The sequence below is a fragment of the Wolbachia endosymbiont (group B) of Melanargia galathea genome (assembly GCF_964030625.1).
Classification (GTDB): domain Bacteria; phylum Pseudomonadota; class Alphaproteobacteria; order Rickettsiales; family Anaplasmataceae; genus Wolbachia.
Genome location: NZ_OZ034910.1, coordinates 567871 through 587777 on the forward strand (window position 1 = coordinate 567871; position 19907 = coordinate 587777).

Genomic DNA, 19907 nt, shown 5'->3' on the forward strand with positions numbered 1-19907 from the left:
GTTAGTCAATTGATAAATTTTTCACATTTTATTAAAATACTGTATAATTGTTGCTGATACTTCTTCGATTGACCTTTGCGTGACATCAATAATTGGCCAGTTATTTTGCTTAAAGAACTCCTCTGCTTCTTTAATTTCCTTTTCTACTTTTCTAGGGTCAGCATATATATTATTACCTTCATTATTAATTGAAGTCAGTCTATTTTTGCGTATTTCTATTAGCCTTCTTACGTCTATTGTTACTCCTATAGTCAGTTTATTTTTTAATTTTGCTAAGTCGACGTAAAAGGGTATCTCGCTAACAAAAGGAACATTTGCAACTTTATAGCCTCGGTAAGCTAAATACATACTGGTGGGAGATTTTGATGTGCGTGAAACTCCAACCAAAATTATATCGGCTTTATCAATATCTTGAATATTTTGTCCATCATCATGATTAATGGTATAGTTTATTGCCTCAATGCGCTGAAAATACTCGTTATTTATTTCAGTATACAGGTCAAGTTTTTCATCCTTTTCAATTTCAAGATAGGATGAGATTTCTCTAATAATATGTGATAATATTGCTCGATATGGAATTTTTAACTTGATACAATTATCTTTTAGATATTTTCTGAGCCCATCATCAGTAATAGTGCATATAACAAAGTTATGCTCATCACTTTTTCTCTCAATTTCCTCCAGAATTTTATCGATCTGCTCTTCTCCTTTTACAAAAGACCAAACATATTCGATAGTTTCTACAGAACGAAAATGTTTCAGGGCTGATTTTGCAACTGATATAACAGTTTCACCACTTGAATCTGACACTAAGTGTAGGTTAAGCTTTTTAAGGGTCATCAACGTTATACTAAAAATAATAGCAAGCAATCTGCTACTGAAATTGTGCTAATTTATTATACTACGTAAATATAGAAAAACTATCTTGTTGATAAAACTCAAACTAATTGATAAATTCTTAACACAATTATTCTCAAAACAAATGTTTTTATTAAAGCCTACAAATTTCACTTCTTTTACTAAAAAAGCTCTACCTTGGCTTGGGGTTATTTGTTTCGCATGTTTTTTAATTGGAATGTTCTTAGCATTATTCTTCTCCCCAGGAGATTATAAACAAGGAGAAATCGTACGAATTATGTATCTTCATGTGCCTTCTGCATGGCTTGCTCTTGGAATATACGGACTCATTGCATCACTCAGTTTCATTTCATTGGTGTGGAACAATAGCGTTGCTAGTGTTTTGGCACATGCTGCTGCTCCTGCAGGGACAGTCTTTTCGGCAATATGCTTAATCACAGGTAGCGTCTGGGGAAAAGGAACATGGGGTACTTGGTGGGTATGGGATGCAAGGCTTACTTCAATGCTGATTTTGTTTTTTCTGTATGTTGGTTATCTTTCATTGTGGAGCGCTTTTGATAATCAAGCAAGAGCAGAGAAATCATCAGCAGTATTTGCCATTTTTAGTGCTATAAATATTCCCATAGTAAAATTTTCTGTGAATTTATGGTCTACTCTTCATCAGCCAGCAAGTATTTTTAGAAAAGGTGGAGTAGCAATAGAAGGTTCTTTACTGCTGCCACTCATTGCAATGTTTATATTTTGTACCACACTTTTTTTAGTAGTGTGGATACTTAATGCCCTTCATTTAATTAATTTGCAGAAGATAAAGAGAGAAATCAGTATGCGGTATTAGGTATGCAGTTCCAGAGTGTAATGTTGTGAACAGCGACAGAGATTAAAATGTAGAGCAATCATCCATTAGCAAGTTCCAGAACTAATTACGTACAAACCACACTTCAAGATTATAGTGATTAATCACATGAAAGTAGAAGAATCATGACTCTCTAAGGTGAACTGTATGCAAAATTAGCAAAGATACGTTAGAAATTGAAAGAAAATTTCTATTGATAGATATGCTATATTTATAATTCAAGTTATTAAATTTTTAATTACTTTAGCTTATAATAGCTCCTAAGTTACCATGAAGTTTCTTGAAATGTGGTTTCTTTTACTCACATTAAATTTGTAGTTTTTTTATTTTAATACAATTTCAATTTTGACTGTAGAGGAGGTTCCGATGTCAAAAAACACCTATAGTGACCAAATTAATAATAGTTATTTATATAACAACAAACTTTTTTATGGTGAAGAGGATATAGATGAGATCACTGAAGGTGAAACTACGACTGAGAAGGAATTTACAAATAGTTCCGTAGTAAAAGAGGATTTTGAACTAGTAGAAAAGAAGCTTACGAAATGTGAAGAGGAAGTTAAGCGAGCAAAAGCAGAGACTGAGTGGTATAAAAAAATAGCTGAAGAATGTAAAAAAGGAAGTGGTACGGGCGAACCTGTTACCGATGAAGGAGAGAATGAAAATGGAGAAATTACATCTCGAAAAGTAACCTCAGATTGTTCCAAGTATGAAAATTGTGGGCCGTATTCTCATTTTTATAAAGTTGATAATAAGATAGGTTGTCAAGGTTTTAGTTCATCTGATTTACTAAAGGAATTATATCCTGAGATGTACAGTAATCCTAAGATTGCAAAATATATAGAAGAGGGAGCAAATGGTAATTATGGTGCAGTAAATTTTAAATTTGCCTTTACAGAGGATCTTAATTCAATATCCTGGCTTGGTAATATAGAATGTGAAAAATGTGTGGATGATCAAATAGAGTTAGCGTGTCAAGAAGAAGAGATTAAGAGTTTCTGTTACCCGAACGTTTACCATAGTAATCCAGAATTCAACAAAAGCTTTTTTTCCAGAGGAGCATGTCCTAATCTCTTTAGAGAGCCCAGTGAAACAAGTGTTGTAAAAGCAAAACAAGTTGCACCATTGATACTTGTTAATACCTTAGGACAAATGATAGATAAAGAGGGTAATAACACTAAAGTATACTATGATGCATTGAAGCGTTATCTAAATGATGATGGTAAAATCAAGGATTGTGGAGATAATCAAAAGTGTAAGGATTATATTCCAATTATGGAGAAAGTTGCATGGAATAGTGATAAGGAAGTACTATTAAAAACTGCTGTTAATAATACGCAAGAAGCAAATCCTTACTATTATGGAAATGAGGATAATTCTACTTCCGTTGAATTTGGTTCTATATAAGGCTGAATTTGTCTAATTTTTTCTACACTAGACACAATTTAGTCGTATCTGAACAAATACATAATCTATATAAAGAGGACGTAGGTACCATCTGTCCTTTTAAGGCATTTATGTCAATGATATGCGTAATCCATGATTTTAAACATGATGATCCTCCTAAGTAATACAAAAAAACTCAGAAAAATGTATATAGCTATGATAGAAGTTATCTATACATAAGTACAATATACTTTAACTAGAGATTATAAATTAATGAAGTTGAAAAGTCTGCAGACGAAGATAGATTTCGAGCTCTAGAATATCTTCACTATCAAAATAACAAAGCTGTCAAAATTTGTCAAGTAATTTTTATCGCAACTGTACAAACATTGCACAGGACAAATTTAAAATGCTGTAAAATGGTGTCTGTTCAGACGCATGTGAAACCAGTGCTTCTTTTCATCCCACTTCCATGCGGCTAAACCCTTTTCATAATTTCCTATCTATCATTTCTTAAACCACTCCCCTGAACGGATACAATTAAATACATTTTTAACATTTTTATAGAAAACTATTAGTATAGATTTGTATGCTGCCCTCATGGCTATTTTAAAATGTTTAATACTCCTTTTCATTATTTCTTGCACACATTTACCTAACAAGCAACATTCTGTTAATATAGACAATTATAAGCACGATTATTCGTTGCAACAATATAATACTCCTTTGAAGAATAACGAACCAGCAATACCAGAAATGATACCTTTACCGGTAGAGTTTCCCGATCTTACAACCAGTAATCAGTTTCTTTCGATTAATGTTGATGAAAAAGTACCAGTAAAGGATTTACTGATTGAAATAGGAAAACTTTCTGACATTAACTTAGACATAGATCCCAAAATATCAGGTAATATTACTTTAAAGCTAAAAGATAAGAACATAAACGAAGTAATTCAGAATATAGCCAACAGCGCCAAATTGCGTTACTCAATGAATAATGGTGTAATTAGAATTGAACAAGATTTGCCATATGCACAAAATTATTACGTAGACTTCATCAATATTCAACACTCTGCTCAAAGCAATTTTGTCGTTAGTGGCAATGTTACAAGCAGCGATGCTGACAGGAATGTTAGAAAGTCTCAATATAGCAGTGACTTATGGAGTTCATTAGAAAAAGGCTTAAATGCAATAATGGATGTTAATGGAGTGGATGATGGTGAATTTCTTTCATCCAACAGAGAAGCTGGTGTCATTATTCTAAATGCTAGAAAAGATATTCACAAAGCTGTTGAAGAATATATTAATAAAGTTAAGAAATTGGCGTCTTCTCAAGTAATGATCGAGGCCAAAATAGTTGAAGTTGTATTAGACGATAAATACCTTTCTGGTATCAACTTAAATGATTTGCATAATGAAACAAAATCTATAACAAATCAAGATAGTTCCATTACTAGCCTGGTAATGAACTCTGATTTAGAAAATTTAGTAAAAACTTTAGACAAGTTTGGCACTTCAACCGTAATTTCAAGCCCTAGAGTACATGCTATAAATAATCAGCAAGCAATGATTTCATTTACTAAAAACCATATCTATTTTACTTCCGATATACAGAAAGATACCGGAAACTCCAATCATGCCTTAATTACCAAGATGAATAGCACTCCAATAGGTGTGGTGTTAATAATCCACCCAAGCATTAACATTGATACTAACGAAATATTTATGGATATACACCCAACCTTATCAAGAATTAACAATTACACTAAAGACCCAAATATAGAATATGTCGCACAACAGAATAAAATGAAATTAAATAGTGACATTCCAATTATTGAAACCAGAGAAATGCACTCTACGTTAAAAATTAAGAGCGGCGAAGTTATGGTAATTGGTGGGCTTATAGAGCATAGAAAAGATAACCAAAACTTATTGCATCAAAAGTCAAAAAAACTGGCTAAGACAGTAGAAACCGTCATCTTCCTGAAAGCAACAATCGTACCAACACTTGGTTTATTAGATATAAAAGATAGGAATTTATATATATATTAAACGTATCCGTTCAGGCAATGGCATCAACTTAAGGAAAGATGTTGGGGTTGCTATTATGATAAGAAGAGAGTATCAGAATGATAATTAAGACAGCTTAATCATAAATCTGTTGCAGTAAATTTAAGTTACTTTAGTCATATATTAAAGTTTTTAAACAGGTCTTAGTTTACTTACTTTATTGTTTTCTTTATTATCAAATATTGCTTTAAATAATATGGAGGAGCACATTGTCAGCAATTGCCGTTATTGATTTTGGTTCACAGTTTACACAGCTTATTGCAAGACAAATCAGGGAAATGGGCGTTTACTGTGAAATATTTCCAAGCAATATCGATTTCGAAACAGTATCAAAATTCAATGGATTTATTTTTTCTGGAGGACCGCAATCTGTAAATGACAATTGCTCTGAAGTAAGTGAAGTAGCACATAAAATTATAAAACTTAACGAAACAATAAACACTCCTATACTTGGAATATGTTATGGACAGCAACTCATTTGTCATTATTTCGGGGCAAAGGTAAGAAAAGAATTCAATCAGGAATTTGGCAAAACTAAAATCAAGATACTAAAAGAATCCCCAATTATAAAGGATACTTGGGACGTTAATTCCGAAGTCGATGTGCTAATGAACCATGCAGACAGTGTCGAAACTATACCGCAAGGATTTACTGCTATTGCCTCAGGTATAATAAATCAAACAATCGCAATAATTGCCAACGAAGAGCGGAAGATTTACTGTACTCAGTTCCATCCTGAAGTTAAGCCTACGACAAATGGTAGTAAACTTCTCTCTAATTTCTTAGATATTGCAAATTGTGAGAGAGATTGGACAATGAAGTCATTCATTGAAAAACAGAAGGAAAAAATTCAAAACTTAGTAGGGGAGAAAAAAGTAATTGCTGCAGTAAGTGGGGGGGTTGATTCAAGTGTTGCAGCAGTTCTTACACACGAAGCTATAGGAAAACAATTAAACTGTATTTTTATCGATACTGGGTTATTGCGTAAGAGCCAGACCACTGCTATGTTAAAAGAAATTCCAATAAATTACGTTGATAAATCAAACTTGTTTTTAAGTAGGTTAAAGGGAATAACTGATCCGGAAGAAAAGCGAAAAATTATCGGCAATACTTTTATCGAAGTATTTGAAGAAGAGGCAAAAAAAATAGGTGATGTGGATTTTTTAATGCAAGGCACCATTTACTCTGATGTAGTTGAATCAGGGCACGCTTCAGGAAACACTAGTACAATTAAATCTCATCACAATGTTGGTGGGTTGCCAGAAAAAATGAATCTGAAATTAGTAGAACCTTTACGCTATCTCTTTAAAGATGAAGTAAGGCTGCTTGGCAAAGAAATTGGGCTTTCAGATGAGATAATATTTCAACATCCATTTCCTGGGCCTGGACTTGCAGTGAGGATCATAGGTGAGGTTGATGAAGAAAAGGTACGAATATTGCAAGAAGTAGATGAAATATATATCAACACAATGAAAAATTATGATCTGTATGATAAAATATGGCAGGCTTTTGCTGTACTGTTACCAGTAAAAACTGTGGGAGTTATGGGAGATAATCGTACATACGGATATGTTTGCGCTTTAAGGGCTGTGACTTCATCTGATGGCATGACAGCTGATGCATTTCCATTTGAAAATAAAGATCAACATTCGTTAGTATTTTGGAGGTTTTTGCAAGACGTCAGTAGTATAATTGTTAACAAAGTTTCCGGAGTAAATCGAGTTGTGTATGATTTAACTTCCAAGCCACCAGCAACTATTGAGTGGGAGTAGCAATAATTTCATTCCAGTTTCAGCTACTCGAATCACACCAAAGAGGCTGGTTGCATAACTCAAATTTTAAGGAAAACTATTTAATGTCATTCCAGCGCGTAACGCTGGAATGGCTTTGTTGCACCACTCAAGGAAAGAACAGGCAGTTACTGATGGAATTTGTTATAAAATAGATATTTAGCCGACAAAGGAAAAATATGCCAATAAGAATGAAAGTCAGTAACTGCAATGAATATAACAAATTTCTTCAAGAAAGGGGAAATGTTTTTCATTATATCAACGATGCCATTGAAAATTGGTACGAAAATAGTCCAAAAGTAGCAGGTGGCAACAATGTCTACAGCGACAAAGTAGTGATTCTAATTCACATAATAACCTATCTATTCAGGATTGGTCTTAGGCAAACAGTGGGATTTATAGAGAAATATCTTGAGCAAATAGGGAAAATTTTGCAAATTATCAGCTATTCGCAGGCTTCAAGAAGGTTTAAAAAGCTTAATATCAAAATCAACGACTGCAGAGTTGATAAGAACGATATGGAAGATATTGAAATTGCTATAGATAGTACAGGTATCAGCATCTACAATAATATTCCAGGCCATAGTAAGGCAAATGGTACAGATAGAAAGTATCGCCGCTATGAGCAAACAAGAAAGCTACATGTAATGCTAGAGATAGGTAGTAAAAAAGTTATAGCTGCAAAATACAGTAGTGGAGTTTATTCCGACCACTATGGAGCCTGTGATCTTATTGAAAGAGTGGATACCAAGTATAACATAAGCACGATATATGCAGATAGGGCATATAATCGAAAGAAGTTATACAAACTGTGCGATGAGCTTGACATAAAGACAAGGATTCCTCCGCAAAATAATGCAGTAGAGCATCCAAAGTTGGATTATATGAATGAGAGAAATTCTACAATCAAGCTCATAAAGTCATATGATGAAGATGGTATGAAGAGGTGGAAAAAAGAGATAAATTATTGGAAGAGATCTTATATAGAAAGTTTTTTCTCGCGACTGAAGCAAATATTTGGATTTAGTTTTAGGAATAAATCTGAGATTAATCGTGAGAAGGAACTGCTACTCAAGTGTTATTTGCTTAACAAATTTACTGAAATAGGCATGGCTAAGTTTGATATAGCTTCATGAATTTATTATACATTACCCACTATCCGAAGAGCTGTGCAACAAAGCCCGCTGGAATCCAGAAAAAAAGAACCAGTGTCAGCTACTCGGATGACATCGAAATGTTCGTACAGATATTCGTCACACACCGGAATAAAAATTAGACTTTTGCCTTGTGCAAAATAATTTCAAGGCCGCATTGTCTTTATTTTGCTTATAGCTTCCACAAGCACTGCAAACATAAATGAAGAATACAAATATGCTTTTGGTAGTTCTATGTGAAGCCCTTCAAGTGTTAGATATACACCGACGAGTAAAATAAATAGAATGGCAATTACTTTTAAGCTTGGGTTGGATTTTATTACCTGAGCGGTATAATTTGATGAAAATAGCATCGCTAATATGGAAAATGTAAATGCTATGGCAATGATTATCATATTGTGAGTTAATGCTATGGCAGTTAATATTGAATCAACCGAAAAAACTAAGTCTATTAATATAATTTGTAGCACAACTAAAAAAAATTGTGATTTAACATTTGCCTTTGTTTTGTTCTCCTTATGTACAAAAATTTCGCTCCATAACTCTATAGAACTTTTAACAATAAGGAATAACCCTCCTGCAATCATAAGTAAATCCTTTACTGAGATATCTAGCGATACAGCGTGAAATATAGGCTTTTGCATTGATAGTATATATGATGTAAAAAATAGTATTACAAAACGCATCAATAGCGCTAAGCCAAAACCTATAAGGCGGGCTCTTTCTCTCAGCAGATTTGGCACCTTATCTATTGCTAGAGAAATAAAGATTAAATTGTCTATACCAAGTATAGTTTCAAGTAGCGTAATTATCAATAAAGTCCAAGCATCAGCTAGCATTTTCATTCCAAAGTCAGATTTTGTACTTTACAATAGATGTGTAAAAATTAAGTAACTTCGACTAGGTAATTAAAAAATCAGCCTTACCCGGAAAAGAAAGAGGCAAAAGGGCATTTTTATAATAAAAGTACTTTTGTAAGAGAAATAATGAAATTAAAAATCTAACTCTCTTTACGAAAATTTTAAATAGATTGTAAAATAGTTGTACCATGAAAATATATGCCTTCTTTATAGACTAAGATTTTTCTTTAAATTAAGATAGATACACGATAAAAGGAACATATGACAAAAGAATCATTAGCAAAAACTGATATAGTAAAAGTTGAAGATAAGAAAGCAACAAAGGGATTTTTTAAAATATTAGGTGAAGTAGCAGATGCTGTAAGGTCATGGGTTGGCAATATTGGCCCTGATTTAAGTAGTAGTCGCGATGTCGATAGTTTAGTCTTGAAGATGAACGAATGCTTAAACCCAAAGGGGGGTGAAGTCTCAGCACGTAAGAACACCGTATCTCTTGGTAATTTGTACTTGAGTTTATCAGAGGCAGGTCAAATAAAATTTTTACAAACCCTGGCAGAAAAGTTCAATCCGGATAAAACGAAAATAGATGAAGAAATGAAAGTATATAAGAAAAATCAAGATTCTGAGTCGAGCTATAAGTTTGAACAAGACTTAATAAAAGTCCTTGAATCACCACGCTCTAAAATATTGAAGCAGTTTATCTCCTTACCGGAGGGCCTTAAGTTTATTGTTGATATGCGTTCTGATGTACTCAAGCTGAAGAATCAATATAAAAGTCTAAGTCCACTAGAAAACGAATTAAAAAGTATACTTTGTACTTTGGTTGATGTTGATCTACTTGATCTTCATCAAATCACCTGGGATTCACCTGCATCATTGTTGGAAAAACTTATAAAATATGAAGCTGTACATAAAATTTCCTCTTGGGGTGACTTAAAAAACAGACTAGATTCTGATCATCTCTGTTTTGCTTTCTTTCATTACAAAATACCAAATGAACCTTTAATTTTTGTAGAGGTTGCACTGATGAATGAGATTGCAGATAGTATTCAACACGTTTTGGACGAGTCAGTTCCTTCAAGTGACCCAAGCAGTGCAAGTACTGCTATATTCTATTCAATATCAAACACTCAAACTGGTTTATCTGGAATTAGCCTCGGTAACTTTTTAATAAAGAGAGTCGTAGAAAAACTATCGCAAGAATTTAAAAGCGTAAAAGTGTATGCAACTCTTTCTCCAGTTCCTGGATTTACAAAATGGCTAAAAAATCAAGACGTAGCTTTATTAGGTAAGCTTAATATAAAACAATCAGGTACAGAAATTTTAGAAAGCATAAAAACTAACATTGAATGCGAAAAACAGTCCCTACTGAAACTTTGTGCACATTATTTGCTAAAGGTTAAAAGCAGTGGTGGAGGTGCTTATGATCCAGTAGCACACTTTCATTTAAGCAATGGTGCATCAATCAAACAAATCAACTGGATGGCTGATACTTCTGAAAAAGGCATTAGTCAGTCAGCCGGAATAATGGTGAATTATCTGTATGAGCTGCCTAAAATAGATAACAATCATGAGAATTATATGATTAATAAAGTGATTTCTCATTCAAAAAAAGTGTCAGCTATGTTAAAGGAATAATAGGAAGTGCGCAAGCATATAGAAAGTGCTAACATTCCCTAATGTTTATGTATATAATATTAAATAGTTTTATGAGGTAAAATGTATGAATAGTGATGAATTAGAAGAATTAAAGAAACTAAAACAAAAGATACAAGATGCAGTAGCACATAAAAAATTGTATGGTGTATTATTTGCAGATTCTAAAGAGATAGAGTTATTCAATAATTGTATTAGCAGTATTAAAAGTAATGGAATAGGCAAAGAGGAATCAAATGAATTGATAACCATTTATAAAGGACTTAATTCAATATTTGATAACATTAGTTCTGACTGGGATGGCAATAAGGGTAGCCTAAATGCTCAAAAAATTATTGTACATTATCAAAACTTAGAGTCTATCTTAAAGATAGTAAACATAATTAAAGAATTGAAGACAAGATTGGGCCAAGCATTCGTGATCTTCGACTTTGATGAATCCGGGTTAATCCAGGATATCGAATCACTCCAAAAAAAAATGAAAGAAGTGCTAGAAAACATGCAACAACAAGAACAAAGTGCAGCAAGGAAAAAAGAGTTAGAAGAGAAAGCTAAAGCAGAGTTTAGCAAGTATATAGAAAACGGCACTATTGATGCGATGTCAATCAAAAGGGATAGTAATTCAGATCTTCTTTATACAATAATTAAGCTAAAAGAAGACAATAAAAGCACAGATATTAAAGTAAGCGAATTTTTAAATAGTGATTTTTGTAAAGAAAACAATATTGCCGGTTTTCTTCTTTCAAGTGGAGATCAAAAAGAATTTATCAGTGGTAAAATACATGAGGGGATTAGATATTATCATATAGGTACCACAGTTCAATATGGAATAAAGTTTAACTGGTATGTAGACGGAAAGGAATGTAGCATTACATTAGGTGCTAACAGTGATGATAGTATTAGAATAATAAGTGATAGACCAACTGATGCGGATTTAGAAAAAAATAAAGATGTAAAGATTAAAGTTGGTGATGCTTACCTAAGCCTTGCTGATGCAGTAAAAACGTGTAGACAGCAAGAAGATCCAAGTAGCACAGTGAAGCAAGCATCAGCTAATGAGCATTGCCGTCCATTGGCAAGGACAGCTTAATGTTTTTAGCAAAGAGAGATATAAGTAATTGCTCTTGTAATACTTAAAATGTAAAATAGATCTACTTAAATAAGTAGATCTATGAACAATATAAGAAATTTTGCAATAATAGCACATATAGATCATGGGAAGTCAACTCTTGCTGATCGTTTGATAGAAGAATGTAACGGTCTTGAGACAAGGGAAATGACCAATCAGGTACTTGACTCAATGGATATAGAGCGTGAACGTGGAATTACAATCAAAGCACAAACGGTAAAACTCAATTACACTGCAAATAATGGTAATAAATATTGCCTCAACCTCATGGACACACCAGGTCATGTTGACTTTTCATATGAAGTCAGCCGAAGCTTAGCCGCATGTGAAGGCTCACTTTTGGTAGTAGATAGCAGCCAAGGAGTTGAAGCTCAGACTCTGGCAAATGTCTACAAGGCAATTGACAATAATCATGAGATAATAGTTGTGCTTAATAAAGTCGATCTTCCTGCTGCAGATCCAGAAAGGATAAAGCTTCAGATTGAAGAGGTAATCGGAATTGATGCAACTGAGTCAATTTTGATATCGGCAAAAACTGGTCTTGGGATAAAGGATGTACTTGAAGCTATAGTGACAAAACTTCCCGCTCCTCAAGGTGATACAAATGCTCCACTGCAAGCAATTTTAGTTGATAGTTGGTATGATCCTTACCTAGGAGTAGTAATTTTAGTGCGAGTTAAAAATGGAGTACTAAAAAAAGGCATGAGAATCGTTATGATGTCTAATAATGCTACATATCAGGTCGATAATATCGGTATTTTCACTCCTAAAAAAGTTATGACTGGTGAACTTTCAGCAGGTGAAGTTGGTTTTATAACTGCTTCAATGAAAGAAGTAGCAGACTGCAAAGTAGGAGACACTATTACTGAAGAGAAAAGGCCGTGCAGCAAGGCATTACCTGGCTTTAAAGAAGTACATCCTGTAGTATTTTGCAGTATTTTTCCCAATAACACAGATGATTTTAAATATTTAAGGGAAGCACTAGAAAAATTACATTTAAATGATGCTAGTTTTACATTTGATGCTGAAACGTCAAATGCGCTAGGTTATGGATTTCGTTGTGGTTTTTTAGGAATGCTACATCTTGAAGTCATTCAAGAAAGACTCGAAAGAGAATTTGATTTAGATCTAACAGCAACTGCACCGAGTGTTATATATAAAGTTGCAACACAAAATGGTAAAGTTTTAAATATCCATAACCCAAGCGATATGCCAGACCCTACAAAAATTGAAATAGTGGAAGAACCATGGATCACTGCAACTATAATGGTACCTGATCAATATTTAGGAGAGATTCTATCTCTGTGTGAAGAGAGGAGAGGAGAACAGCAGGATTTATCTTATGTTGGTAATACGACAACAGCACTACTGAAGTATAAATTACCGCTGTCTGAGGTTGTTTTTGATTTTTACGATAGACTAAAATCAATTTCCAAGGGATATGCAAGTTTAGATTGGGAAATATCCGATTATCAGGAAAGTCAGATAGATAAATTAAGTTTTTTAGTTAATGGAGAACCTGTGGATGCGTTAGCCTGCATTGTTCATAAAAGCAGGGCAGAAAAAAGAGGCCGTGAAATATGTGCACGTTTGAAAGACTTGATACCACGCCAGCAATATAAAATCGCGATTCAAGCGGCAGTAGGCGGAAAAATTATTGCTAGAGAAACGATTAACCCGTATAGAAAAGATGTAACAGCCAAGCTCTATGGTGGAGACGTTACACGAAGGATGAAGCTGCTTGAAAAGCAGAAGAAAGGTAAGAAAAGATTGCATTCTGTAGGAAACATAAACATTCCACAAAATGCTTTTATTGAGGCTTTGAAAATAAATGATTAATATATATTCAAAAACATAAATTTAAAGAACTAAGTGATATTTTCTCAATAAATTTACTGACATTGATATGGGTAAATTTGAAATAGCTATGTGAATTTGTAAAACACTATATAAGATACCATACAACGAAATCATCCCAGTGTTAAACGCTGGGATGACAGAGAGCAGCTCAATTGCTCCACTCAATCAGTAAAAATCAGATATATGTAGACATTGGCTAAAACCATTCCAACAACATTTTAGTGAAACTTAACAAGCTTATCTATAGTTTTAGTGATGATTCTTGGAGTATTTGGAGAGACTTCTGAGCCCAGTCTATTTAACCGCTCTATAGCAAACCCGCTGTTCTCATTTATTATGAAATCACATAAAATATTTTCTATATCTTTAATAACACTTTCATGCTTTCTCAGAGGATGGTTATTCGGATATCTATGAATGGTTTTGATGCTAGAATACTCAACGAAAGCTTGATCTTTAAAAGCAAGTTGTCTCAATTTCTCTTTGAATTTTTCTTCTTCATCTCTTGCTAAAAGGCAAGACTTTATCAGTGATTTTATAATCGAGTTTATAGCCTGATGTATTTCAGAATGCACTATAACTTTGATGATATTTTCTTCCACTATGCAATCATAAGTGCTTTTTTCGCTCTTTAATGACTCTATAAGCATTTTGCTATTTTGCGAATTCAATTCCAGATTCTCTTCACTTATAGGAGTCATTATAAAGGTATTCTTATTTACCCTGATGTAAAATTGTGGCAACCCTTTAGAACAGGCAAATGCTACATCCTTAGACTCAAGTGCGTGATTGTATGAAGAAGAAAGGGTGCTTGCTATAACGCTACTTGGTACTTTCATTCCATGATTACTTAGGTGATTTAACACATTCTCAACATCATGATATGTAAAACCTGTATCTTTTATCAATTCAACAACTTCTATGCAATTGTGTTGTTTATACTCTATTGTCACTTCTTCTGTAAAAAGAGTTTTAGCTGCTATATGCTTATCAAGCACTGTGAAAATCTTGATGAAACTCTCTAAATCTTGTTTGTTAATTAATTCAATACTAATTAAGTTTTTGCTAACAATTATAATATTTTTTATCATTTTTTCCCACTAAAAAAACTCACTAGATGAATTGTATTTTTAATTCATTAAAAATTGTTTAAAGTGGGTATGCCAGCAACAGTAAGACAAAAAAATCACATAAAATCTTCATTATGTATTATATTACATCCCTCGTGTTCATCACTGCCGCTTGTGTAAGCTGTTGCATTAATGCTATCTTCATTGTTATTTAACATATTATCCAACTTTCCTTCTTTTTCAAGGTCCATCAATTTGTCACATCCAGCAATATGATGTACATAATCACCATTTTCATCAGTAATAAAAATTTGTGGAACTGTCCTGACGTTATATTTTGATTTTATACCGTCAAACAAATCCGAGTTTCTAAGTACATCAATTTCTTCGTATTTCACACCTTTTTCATCCAATAACTCTTTTGCTTTCTTGCAGAATGGGCAATACTTCTTCACATATATTACAACTTTTCCTTTAGTGTTTTTCACGATTTATCTCCATAGTTCATAAAATACAACTATTATATATAAAAAATATATATAAAATATCAAATTGTATGAAAATTATTTACAACTGTGAGCAAGGGATAAAAGATAATGTGGCACTAACTTTCGGAAATTTCGATGGCGTTCATTTAGGACATAAGTTTGCAATTTCCAATCTAAAGAAGGTAGCACAAGAAAGAGGATTACCCTCTGCAGTTTTAACTTTTGAGCCTCACCCATCAACTGTTTTATTTAGTAGGAACAATTTTAGGTTAATAGACCAAGAACAAAAAAAGGAACTAATCAGCAGCTATGGTATAGATTACTTGTATATTATTAATTTTAATAGAGGTTTTTCTGAGGTTAGCTGCGATGACTTCATTGGTAAGATTTTGGTAAAGAAGTATGGTGCTAAACATATAACTGTTGGAGAAAGTTGTACTTTTGGTCACAAACGATTGGGTAACATATTAACTCTAGAAAAATATTCTCAGATGTATGAATATTCTTTAACTAAATTAGAGCCATTGATAATCGATAGAAAAATTTGCTCTTCTTCCTCAATCAGAGAGTGTTTACAAAAAGGCGAAATAGAAATTGCTAATAAATTGCTTGGTAGGTCTTATCAAGTTTCTGGTATTGTAACAAAAGGTGCATGTAGAGGTAGAGAAATAGGGTTTCCAACCATAAACATTCCGATAGAAGATTACATGATAAAACCTAAGCTTGGTACATATTACGCCAAAGTTGCATTTTCTGAAAATAGTTCAAGTTGGCTATATGGAGTAGTCAACATTGGTATGAGACCTACATTTAAGGACTTAAAAAAACCTATAGTAGAAATGCATATATTTGACTTCAACGAAAATGTATACAATTTTAAGGTTGATATACAACTTTTAAAATTTATTAGGGCAGAAAAAAAATTCCATAGTATTAACGAGTTAACAAAACAGATAGATCGTGATATAATGAAGGCTTACCAGTTAAAGATAAATTTATGAAAAGGATATGTTTAGTTATTATATTGATTATAGTATCATTCGATCAAACAAGTAAATTGTATATAAACTCTTTGATTGATGAGGGGGAGTCAATCGAGATTACTAGTTTTATGAAATTAGTTGAAGTTTGGAATTCAGGAATTAGCTTTGGAATGTGTAGTACTCTGCCGCATGGCAGCTTCTTTTTTTCAGCATGTTCAATATTAATAATTGGTATACTTGCATACTTGATATATAAATCTAATGATAAGTCAATTTACCTTAGTTTTTCTCTGATGATTGGTGGAGCGATCGGAAATGTAATTGATAGAATCTATTGGGGAGCTGTATATGACTTCATATATTTTCATATCAATGATTGGTATTGGCCAGCCTTTAATTTAGCAGATCTATCTATAGTTTGTGGAATGTGTACATTGTTATATAAGTGGTATATATATGATAGGTCTATCTCTAAGCAAAATGAGGAATGAAATAATGCTTCGCAAATTCTTTAGTTTTTTTATACTATCTGTATTTTTTTTCATTTGTCCGATTTCTTTGGAAGCTGAAATCATAAAGCATGCTAAGCTCAGTAACGGATTGGATGTTTATGTAGTACCTAATCACCGAATTCCAGCTGTTTTTCATGCAATAATATATAAAGTTGGGGGAATGGATGACCCAATTGGCAAAGCAGGCTTGGCTCACTACTTTGAACACTTAATGTTTGAAACTACAGGAAAATTTAAAGACATAGAATCCACTTTGGGCAGCATTGGGGCCCAATTTAATGCTTTTACCACTAAAGAATACACCTGCTACTACGAATTAGTTCTCAAAAAAGATTTACCACTAGCAATGGAAATTGAAGCAGATAGAATGGGCAATTTTGATGTTACTCAAGACAAAATAGATAGAGAAAAAAATATCGTATTAGAAGAAAGAAAGATGAGATTTGATAATAATCCTGAAGCTTTACTATGGGAGGAAATGAACAGTGCATTTTATCGTAATGGTTATGGTAGGTCTGTTATTGGTTGGGAGAGCGATATTAAAACTTACAATCAAGATGACATAACAAGGTTTCATGATAACTATTATCATCCAGGTAATGCTATACTGCTCGTTGTTGGTGATGTAGAATTTGAAGAAGTAGTGGGATTAGCAAAGGAAAAATATGGTGCAATTAAAGCTGAGCCTGTAGTGAAGCATTATCCGAACCAAGATTCAATACATAATGCAGATATATCGGTAATTTTAGAAAGCACTGAAGTAAAAGAGCCAGTTTTATACTTTCGCTATAGTGTTCCTTTATTTGAGCAAATAAGTGAAACTTTTCCTGTTGATTTGGCAGTTGATGTTTTGGGGAATGGCAAGTCTAGTAAGCTATATAAAGATTTAGTTCTAGATAAGAATGTAGCAGTAGAAGTGTTTGCTTATTATAATAGCTTAGCTTTTAGTAATGGTTACATTGAGATTCGGGTAACTCCAAAAAGCGGGGTGAATTTGGATGCTGTTGCAAGAGAGTTAGAAAATTCTATTAATCACTTTAACTCTGAAGGAATAACAAGTGAAGAGTTGCAAAGTACAAAGTCTAAATACAAAGCAGCACAGCTTGATAATCTATCTGATTTAACTAATATAGCAATGTTTTATATACCACGTCTAGCACTAGGTATTCCACTTGATGAAATAGACATTTCATATAGCAAAATTAATGATGTCAATCTAGAGGATGTAAATAATAAAGTTCACGCTATCTTTTCTACTAATAAATTAGTTGGTCGTTTGCTACCAAAAGGAGGTAATAATGAAGATAAGTAAATATGTATTTCTATTTTTTTTCTGTCTAGGCTTTAATTTGCAAGCAAGCAGTCACTTAAATATAGAGGAGGTTACTACTAATAAAGGATTTAAGTTTTTATTTGTTGAAAACCATGATCTACCAAAAGTTTCACTTAATATATCATTCAAAGATGCAGGTTGTGTGTATGAAAGTGCAGAAAAGCAGGGGCTTGCTTGGTTTACTTCTCTTGTAATTCAAGAAGGAGCAGGAAAAAATGATGCCAAAGATTTTGCGAAAAAGCTTGAGGATAAAGGAATTAGTTTAAATTTTATTGCTAATTTAGAAGCATTTAGGGTTTCATTAAACACTTTATCTGAGAATCTAGAGGATGCAATTTCACTACTGAGTGATGCTATAATGCGCCCTAAAGTTGATCCTGAGGGGTTAAATAGAGTATTCGAAAAAGCCAAAGTAAACTTTAATAATTTTGAAAAAGACCCTTATTTTATTGCTGCAAAAGAGTTAGATACATTGTTGTTCAAAAAACATCCTTACTCAAGAGATCCATATGGAACTCTAGACACTATAATGAACATTACTAGAGACGATGTTTTAACATACATAAAGCGTAGTTTTACTAAGGATAATATCGTTATTAGTATTGTTGGTTGTGCAACAAAAGAAGAAGTTAGTACGCTGCTCGATAAATATTTATCTAAGTTACCATCAAAAAGATCGAAAGTTAGGAAGGTATCTGTAAAAAATGAATTTGGGCCTGCAGAAAGTAAGAGCGTTTTTATGGATATACCACAGAGTGTAATACTTTTTGCTCAAAAAGGCATAGCATATGAAGACCCTAATTACTATAATGCTAGTGTTTTGATTAATGCGCTTGGTGGTATGAGTCTAAACTCAATACTGATGAAAGAGTTGAGACAAAATCTAGGTATTACTTATGGTGTTAGTGCACGTAATGTTCCTAATAAGCATGGAAATATTATATCTGGATTTATGAGTACTGATAGTTCCACTGCTAGCAAAGCTATATCAGCAGTAAAAGATACATTTAGCAGAATAAAAGAGGAAGGAATTGACGAACAATTATTCAAGGATGCAAAAACCAGTTTAGTAAATAACCTTATCTTCTCTTTTCTATCCAATAATGCGAATACAGCAACGTTACTGGATAGTATGCAGATAGATGATCGTGATATTAACCATATAAATAATTATGCAAATATCATTAATGATGTTCAATTGGAAAAAGTAAACAAGCTGGCAAGTTCTTTACTGAATCCTGAAAATTTATTTTTTGTTGAAGTTGGAAGAAACGCTCAAGGTCAATAGTTAATACCTTCTACTATTGATCTTACTGCTTTTACATAACACTTATGCTCTTCAGCTAGAATGCGCTCTGAGAGACTGTGAACATCATCATTTGGTAACACTGGAACAGTAGCTTGAGCGATTATGGCTCCAGCATCAATTTCAGGAGTAACATAATGCACAGTACATCCTGTAATTTTTACACCCGCTTTCAGAGCTTGCTCCTGAGCATTTAGGCCCTTAAATGACGGAAGTAAAGAGGGATGAATATTTATAACTTTGTTATGCCATTTATTCAGGAAATTGGCCTTTATAATTCTCATAAACCCTGCAAGGCAAATTAAATCAACCTTATGTTGAACAAGTATTTCATGAATTTTATCAGTATCAAGTGGCTTATCTTCAACAACAAACGCTGAAACTCCTGCTTGCTTTGCTATTTTAAGGCCTCCAGCTTCACTATTATTTGTGATAACACACACAGTTTCAGCAGGGAAATTCTGATCTTGACATGCTTCTATTAAAGCCTGCATGTTTGATCCTCTACCTGAAATTAGTATTCCGAGTTTTATCTTTTTCATTTTAGTGCAGCCGTAAGAATGGATATTAATAAAATAGCTCAAAAGGAAAGTTTATTT

Annotated in this window: 17 protein-coding genes; 12 read left to right on the forward strand and 5 right to left on the reverse strand. The window is 33.1% G+C overall.

Annotated features, from left to right (window positions below; translation table 11 throughout):
* Nucleotides 1-21: 21 nt before the first annotated feature.
* Nucleotides 22-840 carry a pyruvate, water dikinase regulatory protein gene (locus tag AAHF52_RS02525; protein WP_264376900.1) on the reverse strand — a complete coding sequence of 273 codons (819 nt, stop codon included), beginning with the start codon at nucleotides 838-840 and terminating at the stop codon, nucleotides 22-24.
* A 142-nt stretch (nucleotides 841-982) separates the two neighbouring features.
* Between AAHF52_RS02525 and ccmC the strand changes: the two genes are divergently transcribed.
* The 5 genes from ccmC to AAHF52_RS02550 all read left to right on the forward strand — a co-directional run bounded on the left by ccmC (nucleotide 983) and on the right by AAHF52_RS02550 (nucleotide 8093).
* The gene (ccmC, locus tag AAHF52_RS02530) at nucleotides 983-1693 is read left to right on the forward strand and encodes a heme ABC transporter permease CcmC (RefSeq protein ID WP_007301928.1); all 711 of its coding nucleotides are present in this window, start codon (nucleotides 983-985) and stop codon (nucleotides 1691-1693) included.
* 384 nt (nucleotides 1694-2077) lie between these two features.
* Entirely contained in the window at nucleotides 2078-3118 is a 1041-nt protein-coding gene (locus AAHF52_RS02535) for a hypothetical protein (protein ID WP_007301930.1), read from the forward strand.
* Between the two features lie 579 nt (nucleotides 3119-3697).
* A complete protein-coding gene (locus tag AAHF52_RS02540) occupies nucleotides 3698-5149 on the forward strand; it encodes a type II secretion system protein GspD (RefSeq protein WP_019236615.1) in 1452 nt (483 codons plus the stop codon).
* A gap of 227 nt (nucleotides 5150-5376) precedes the next feature.
* Nucleotides 5377-6939: a glutamine-hydrolyzing GMP synthase gene (gene guaA / locus AAHF52_RS02545; protein ID WP_342068488.1), complete on the forward strand. Its 1563-nt coding sequence runs from the start codon at nucleotides 5377-5379 to the stop codon at nucleotides 6937-6939.
* A gap of 197 nt (nucleotides 6940-7136) precedes the next feature.
* The gene (locus tag AAHF52_RS02550) at nucleotides 7137-8093 is read left to right on the forward strand and encodes an IS5 family transposase (RefSeq protein WP_213863789.1); all 957 of its coding nucleotides are present in this window, start codon (nucleotides 7137-7139) and stop codon (nucleotides 8091-8093) included.
* 164 nt (nucleotides 8094-8257) lie between these two features.
* On the opposite strand, the gene AAHF52_RS02555 is transcribed toward AAHF52_RS02550, so the two are convergent.
* Nucleotides 8258-8950 carry a TerC family protein gene (locus AAHF52_RS02555; protein WP_026097226.1) on the reverse strand — a complete coding sequence of 231 codons (693 nt, stop codon included), beginning with the start codon at nucleotides 8948-8950 and terminating at the stop codon, nucleotides 8258-8260.
* A 282-nt stretch (nucleotides 8951-9232) separates the two neighbouring features.
* Here AAHF52_RS02555 and AAHF52_RS02560 point away from each other — a divergent pair, with 282 nt between their 5' ends.
* The 3 genes from AAHF52_RS02560 (at nucleotide 9233) to lepA (ending at nucleotide 13595) form a co-directional block, all read left to right on the forward strand.
* The gene (locus AAHF52_RS02560; RefSeq protein ID WP_019236618.1) at nucleotides 9233-10609 is read left to right on the forward strand and encodes a malonyl-CoA decarboxylase; all 1377 of its coding nucleotides are present in this window, start codon (nucleotides 9233-9235) and stop codon (nucleotides 10607-10609) included.
* Nucleotides 10610-10694: 85 nt separating this feature from the next.
* Nucleotides 10695-11717: a hypothetical protein gene (locus AAHF52_RS02565; protein WP_019236619.1), complete on the forward strand. Its 1023-nt coding sequence runs from the start codon at nucleotides 10695-10697 to the stop codon at nucleotides 11715-11717.
* Between the two features lie 81 nt (nucleotides 11718-11798).
* Nucleotides 11799-13595 (forward strand): translation elongation factor 4, encoded by a 1797-nt coding sequence (gene lepA / locus AAHF52_RS02570; protein WP_264376902.1) that lies wholly within the window; start codon nucleotides 11799-11801, stop codon nucleotides 13593-13595.
* A gap of 239 nt (nucleotides 13596-13834) precedes the next feature.
* On the opposite strand, the gene AAHF52_RS02575 is transcribed toward lepA, so the two are convergent.
* On the reverse strand, nucleotides 13835-14707 hold the full coding sequence (locus AAHF52_RS02575) for a hypothetical protein (protein ID WP_007301937.1): 873 nt from the start codon (nucleotides 14705-14707) through the stop codon (nucleotides 13835-13837).
* Nucleotides 14708-14802: 95 nt separating this feature from the next.
* Nucleotides 14803-15174 carry a glutaredoxin gene (locus AAHF52_RS02580; RefSeq protein ID WP_006015443.1) on the reverse strand — a complete coding sequence of 124 codons (372 nt, stop codon included), beginning with the start codon at nucleotides 15172-15174 and terminating at the stop codon, nucleotides 14803-14805.
* Between the two features lie 68 nt (nucleotides 15175-15242).
* On the opposite strand from AAHF52_RS02580, the gene ribF reads away from it, so the two are divergent.
* Genes ribF through AAHF52_RS02600 form a run of 4 tightly spaced genes read left to right on the forward strand, consistent with a single transcriptional unit; the run spans nucleotide 15243 to nucleotide 19290 of the window.
* Nucleotides 15243-16175, forward strand: a complete 933-nt coding sequence (gene ribF / locus AAHF52_RS02585; protein ID WP_019236620.1) for a riboflavin biosynthesis protein RibF — start codon at nucleotides 15243-15245, stop codon at nucleotides 16173-16175.
* Nucleotides 16172-16648, forward strand: a complete 477-nt coding sequence (gene lspA / locus AAHF52_RS02590) for a signal peptidase II (RefSeq protein ID WP_007301940.1) — start codon at nucleotides 16172-16174, stop codon at nucleotides 16646-16648. The genes ribF and lspA overlap by 4 nt, the downstream gene beginning before the upstream one ends.
* Before the next feature lie 4 nt (nucleotides 16649-16652).
* Nucleotides 16653-17981 (forward strand): M16 family metallopeptidase, encoded by a 1329-nt coding sequence (locus tag AAHF52_RS02595; RefSeq protein ID WP_012481845.1) that lies wholly within the window; start codon nucleotides 16653-16655, stop codon nucleotides 17979-17981.
* Nucleotides 17968-19290 carry a M16 family metallopeptidase gene (locus tag AAHF52_RS02600; RefSeq protein ID WP_264376903.1) on the forward strand — a complete coding sequence of 441 codons (1323 nt, stop codon included), beginning with the start codon at nucleotides 17968-17970 and terminating at the stop codon, nucleotides 19288-19290. The genes AAHF52_RS02595 and AAHF52_RS02600 overlap by 14 nt, the downstream gene beginning before the upstream one ends.
* Here the strand turns inward: AAHF52_RS02600 and purN are convergent.
* Entirely contained in the window at nucleotides 19284-19850 is a 567-nt protein-coding gene (gene purN, locus AAHF52_RS02605; protein WP_007301943.1) for a phosphoribosylglycinamide formyltransferase, read from the reverse strand. The genes AAHF52_RS02600 and purN overlap by 7 nt on opposite strands.
* Nucleotides 19851-19907 lie beyond the last annotated feature (57 nt).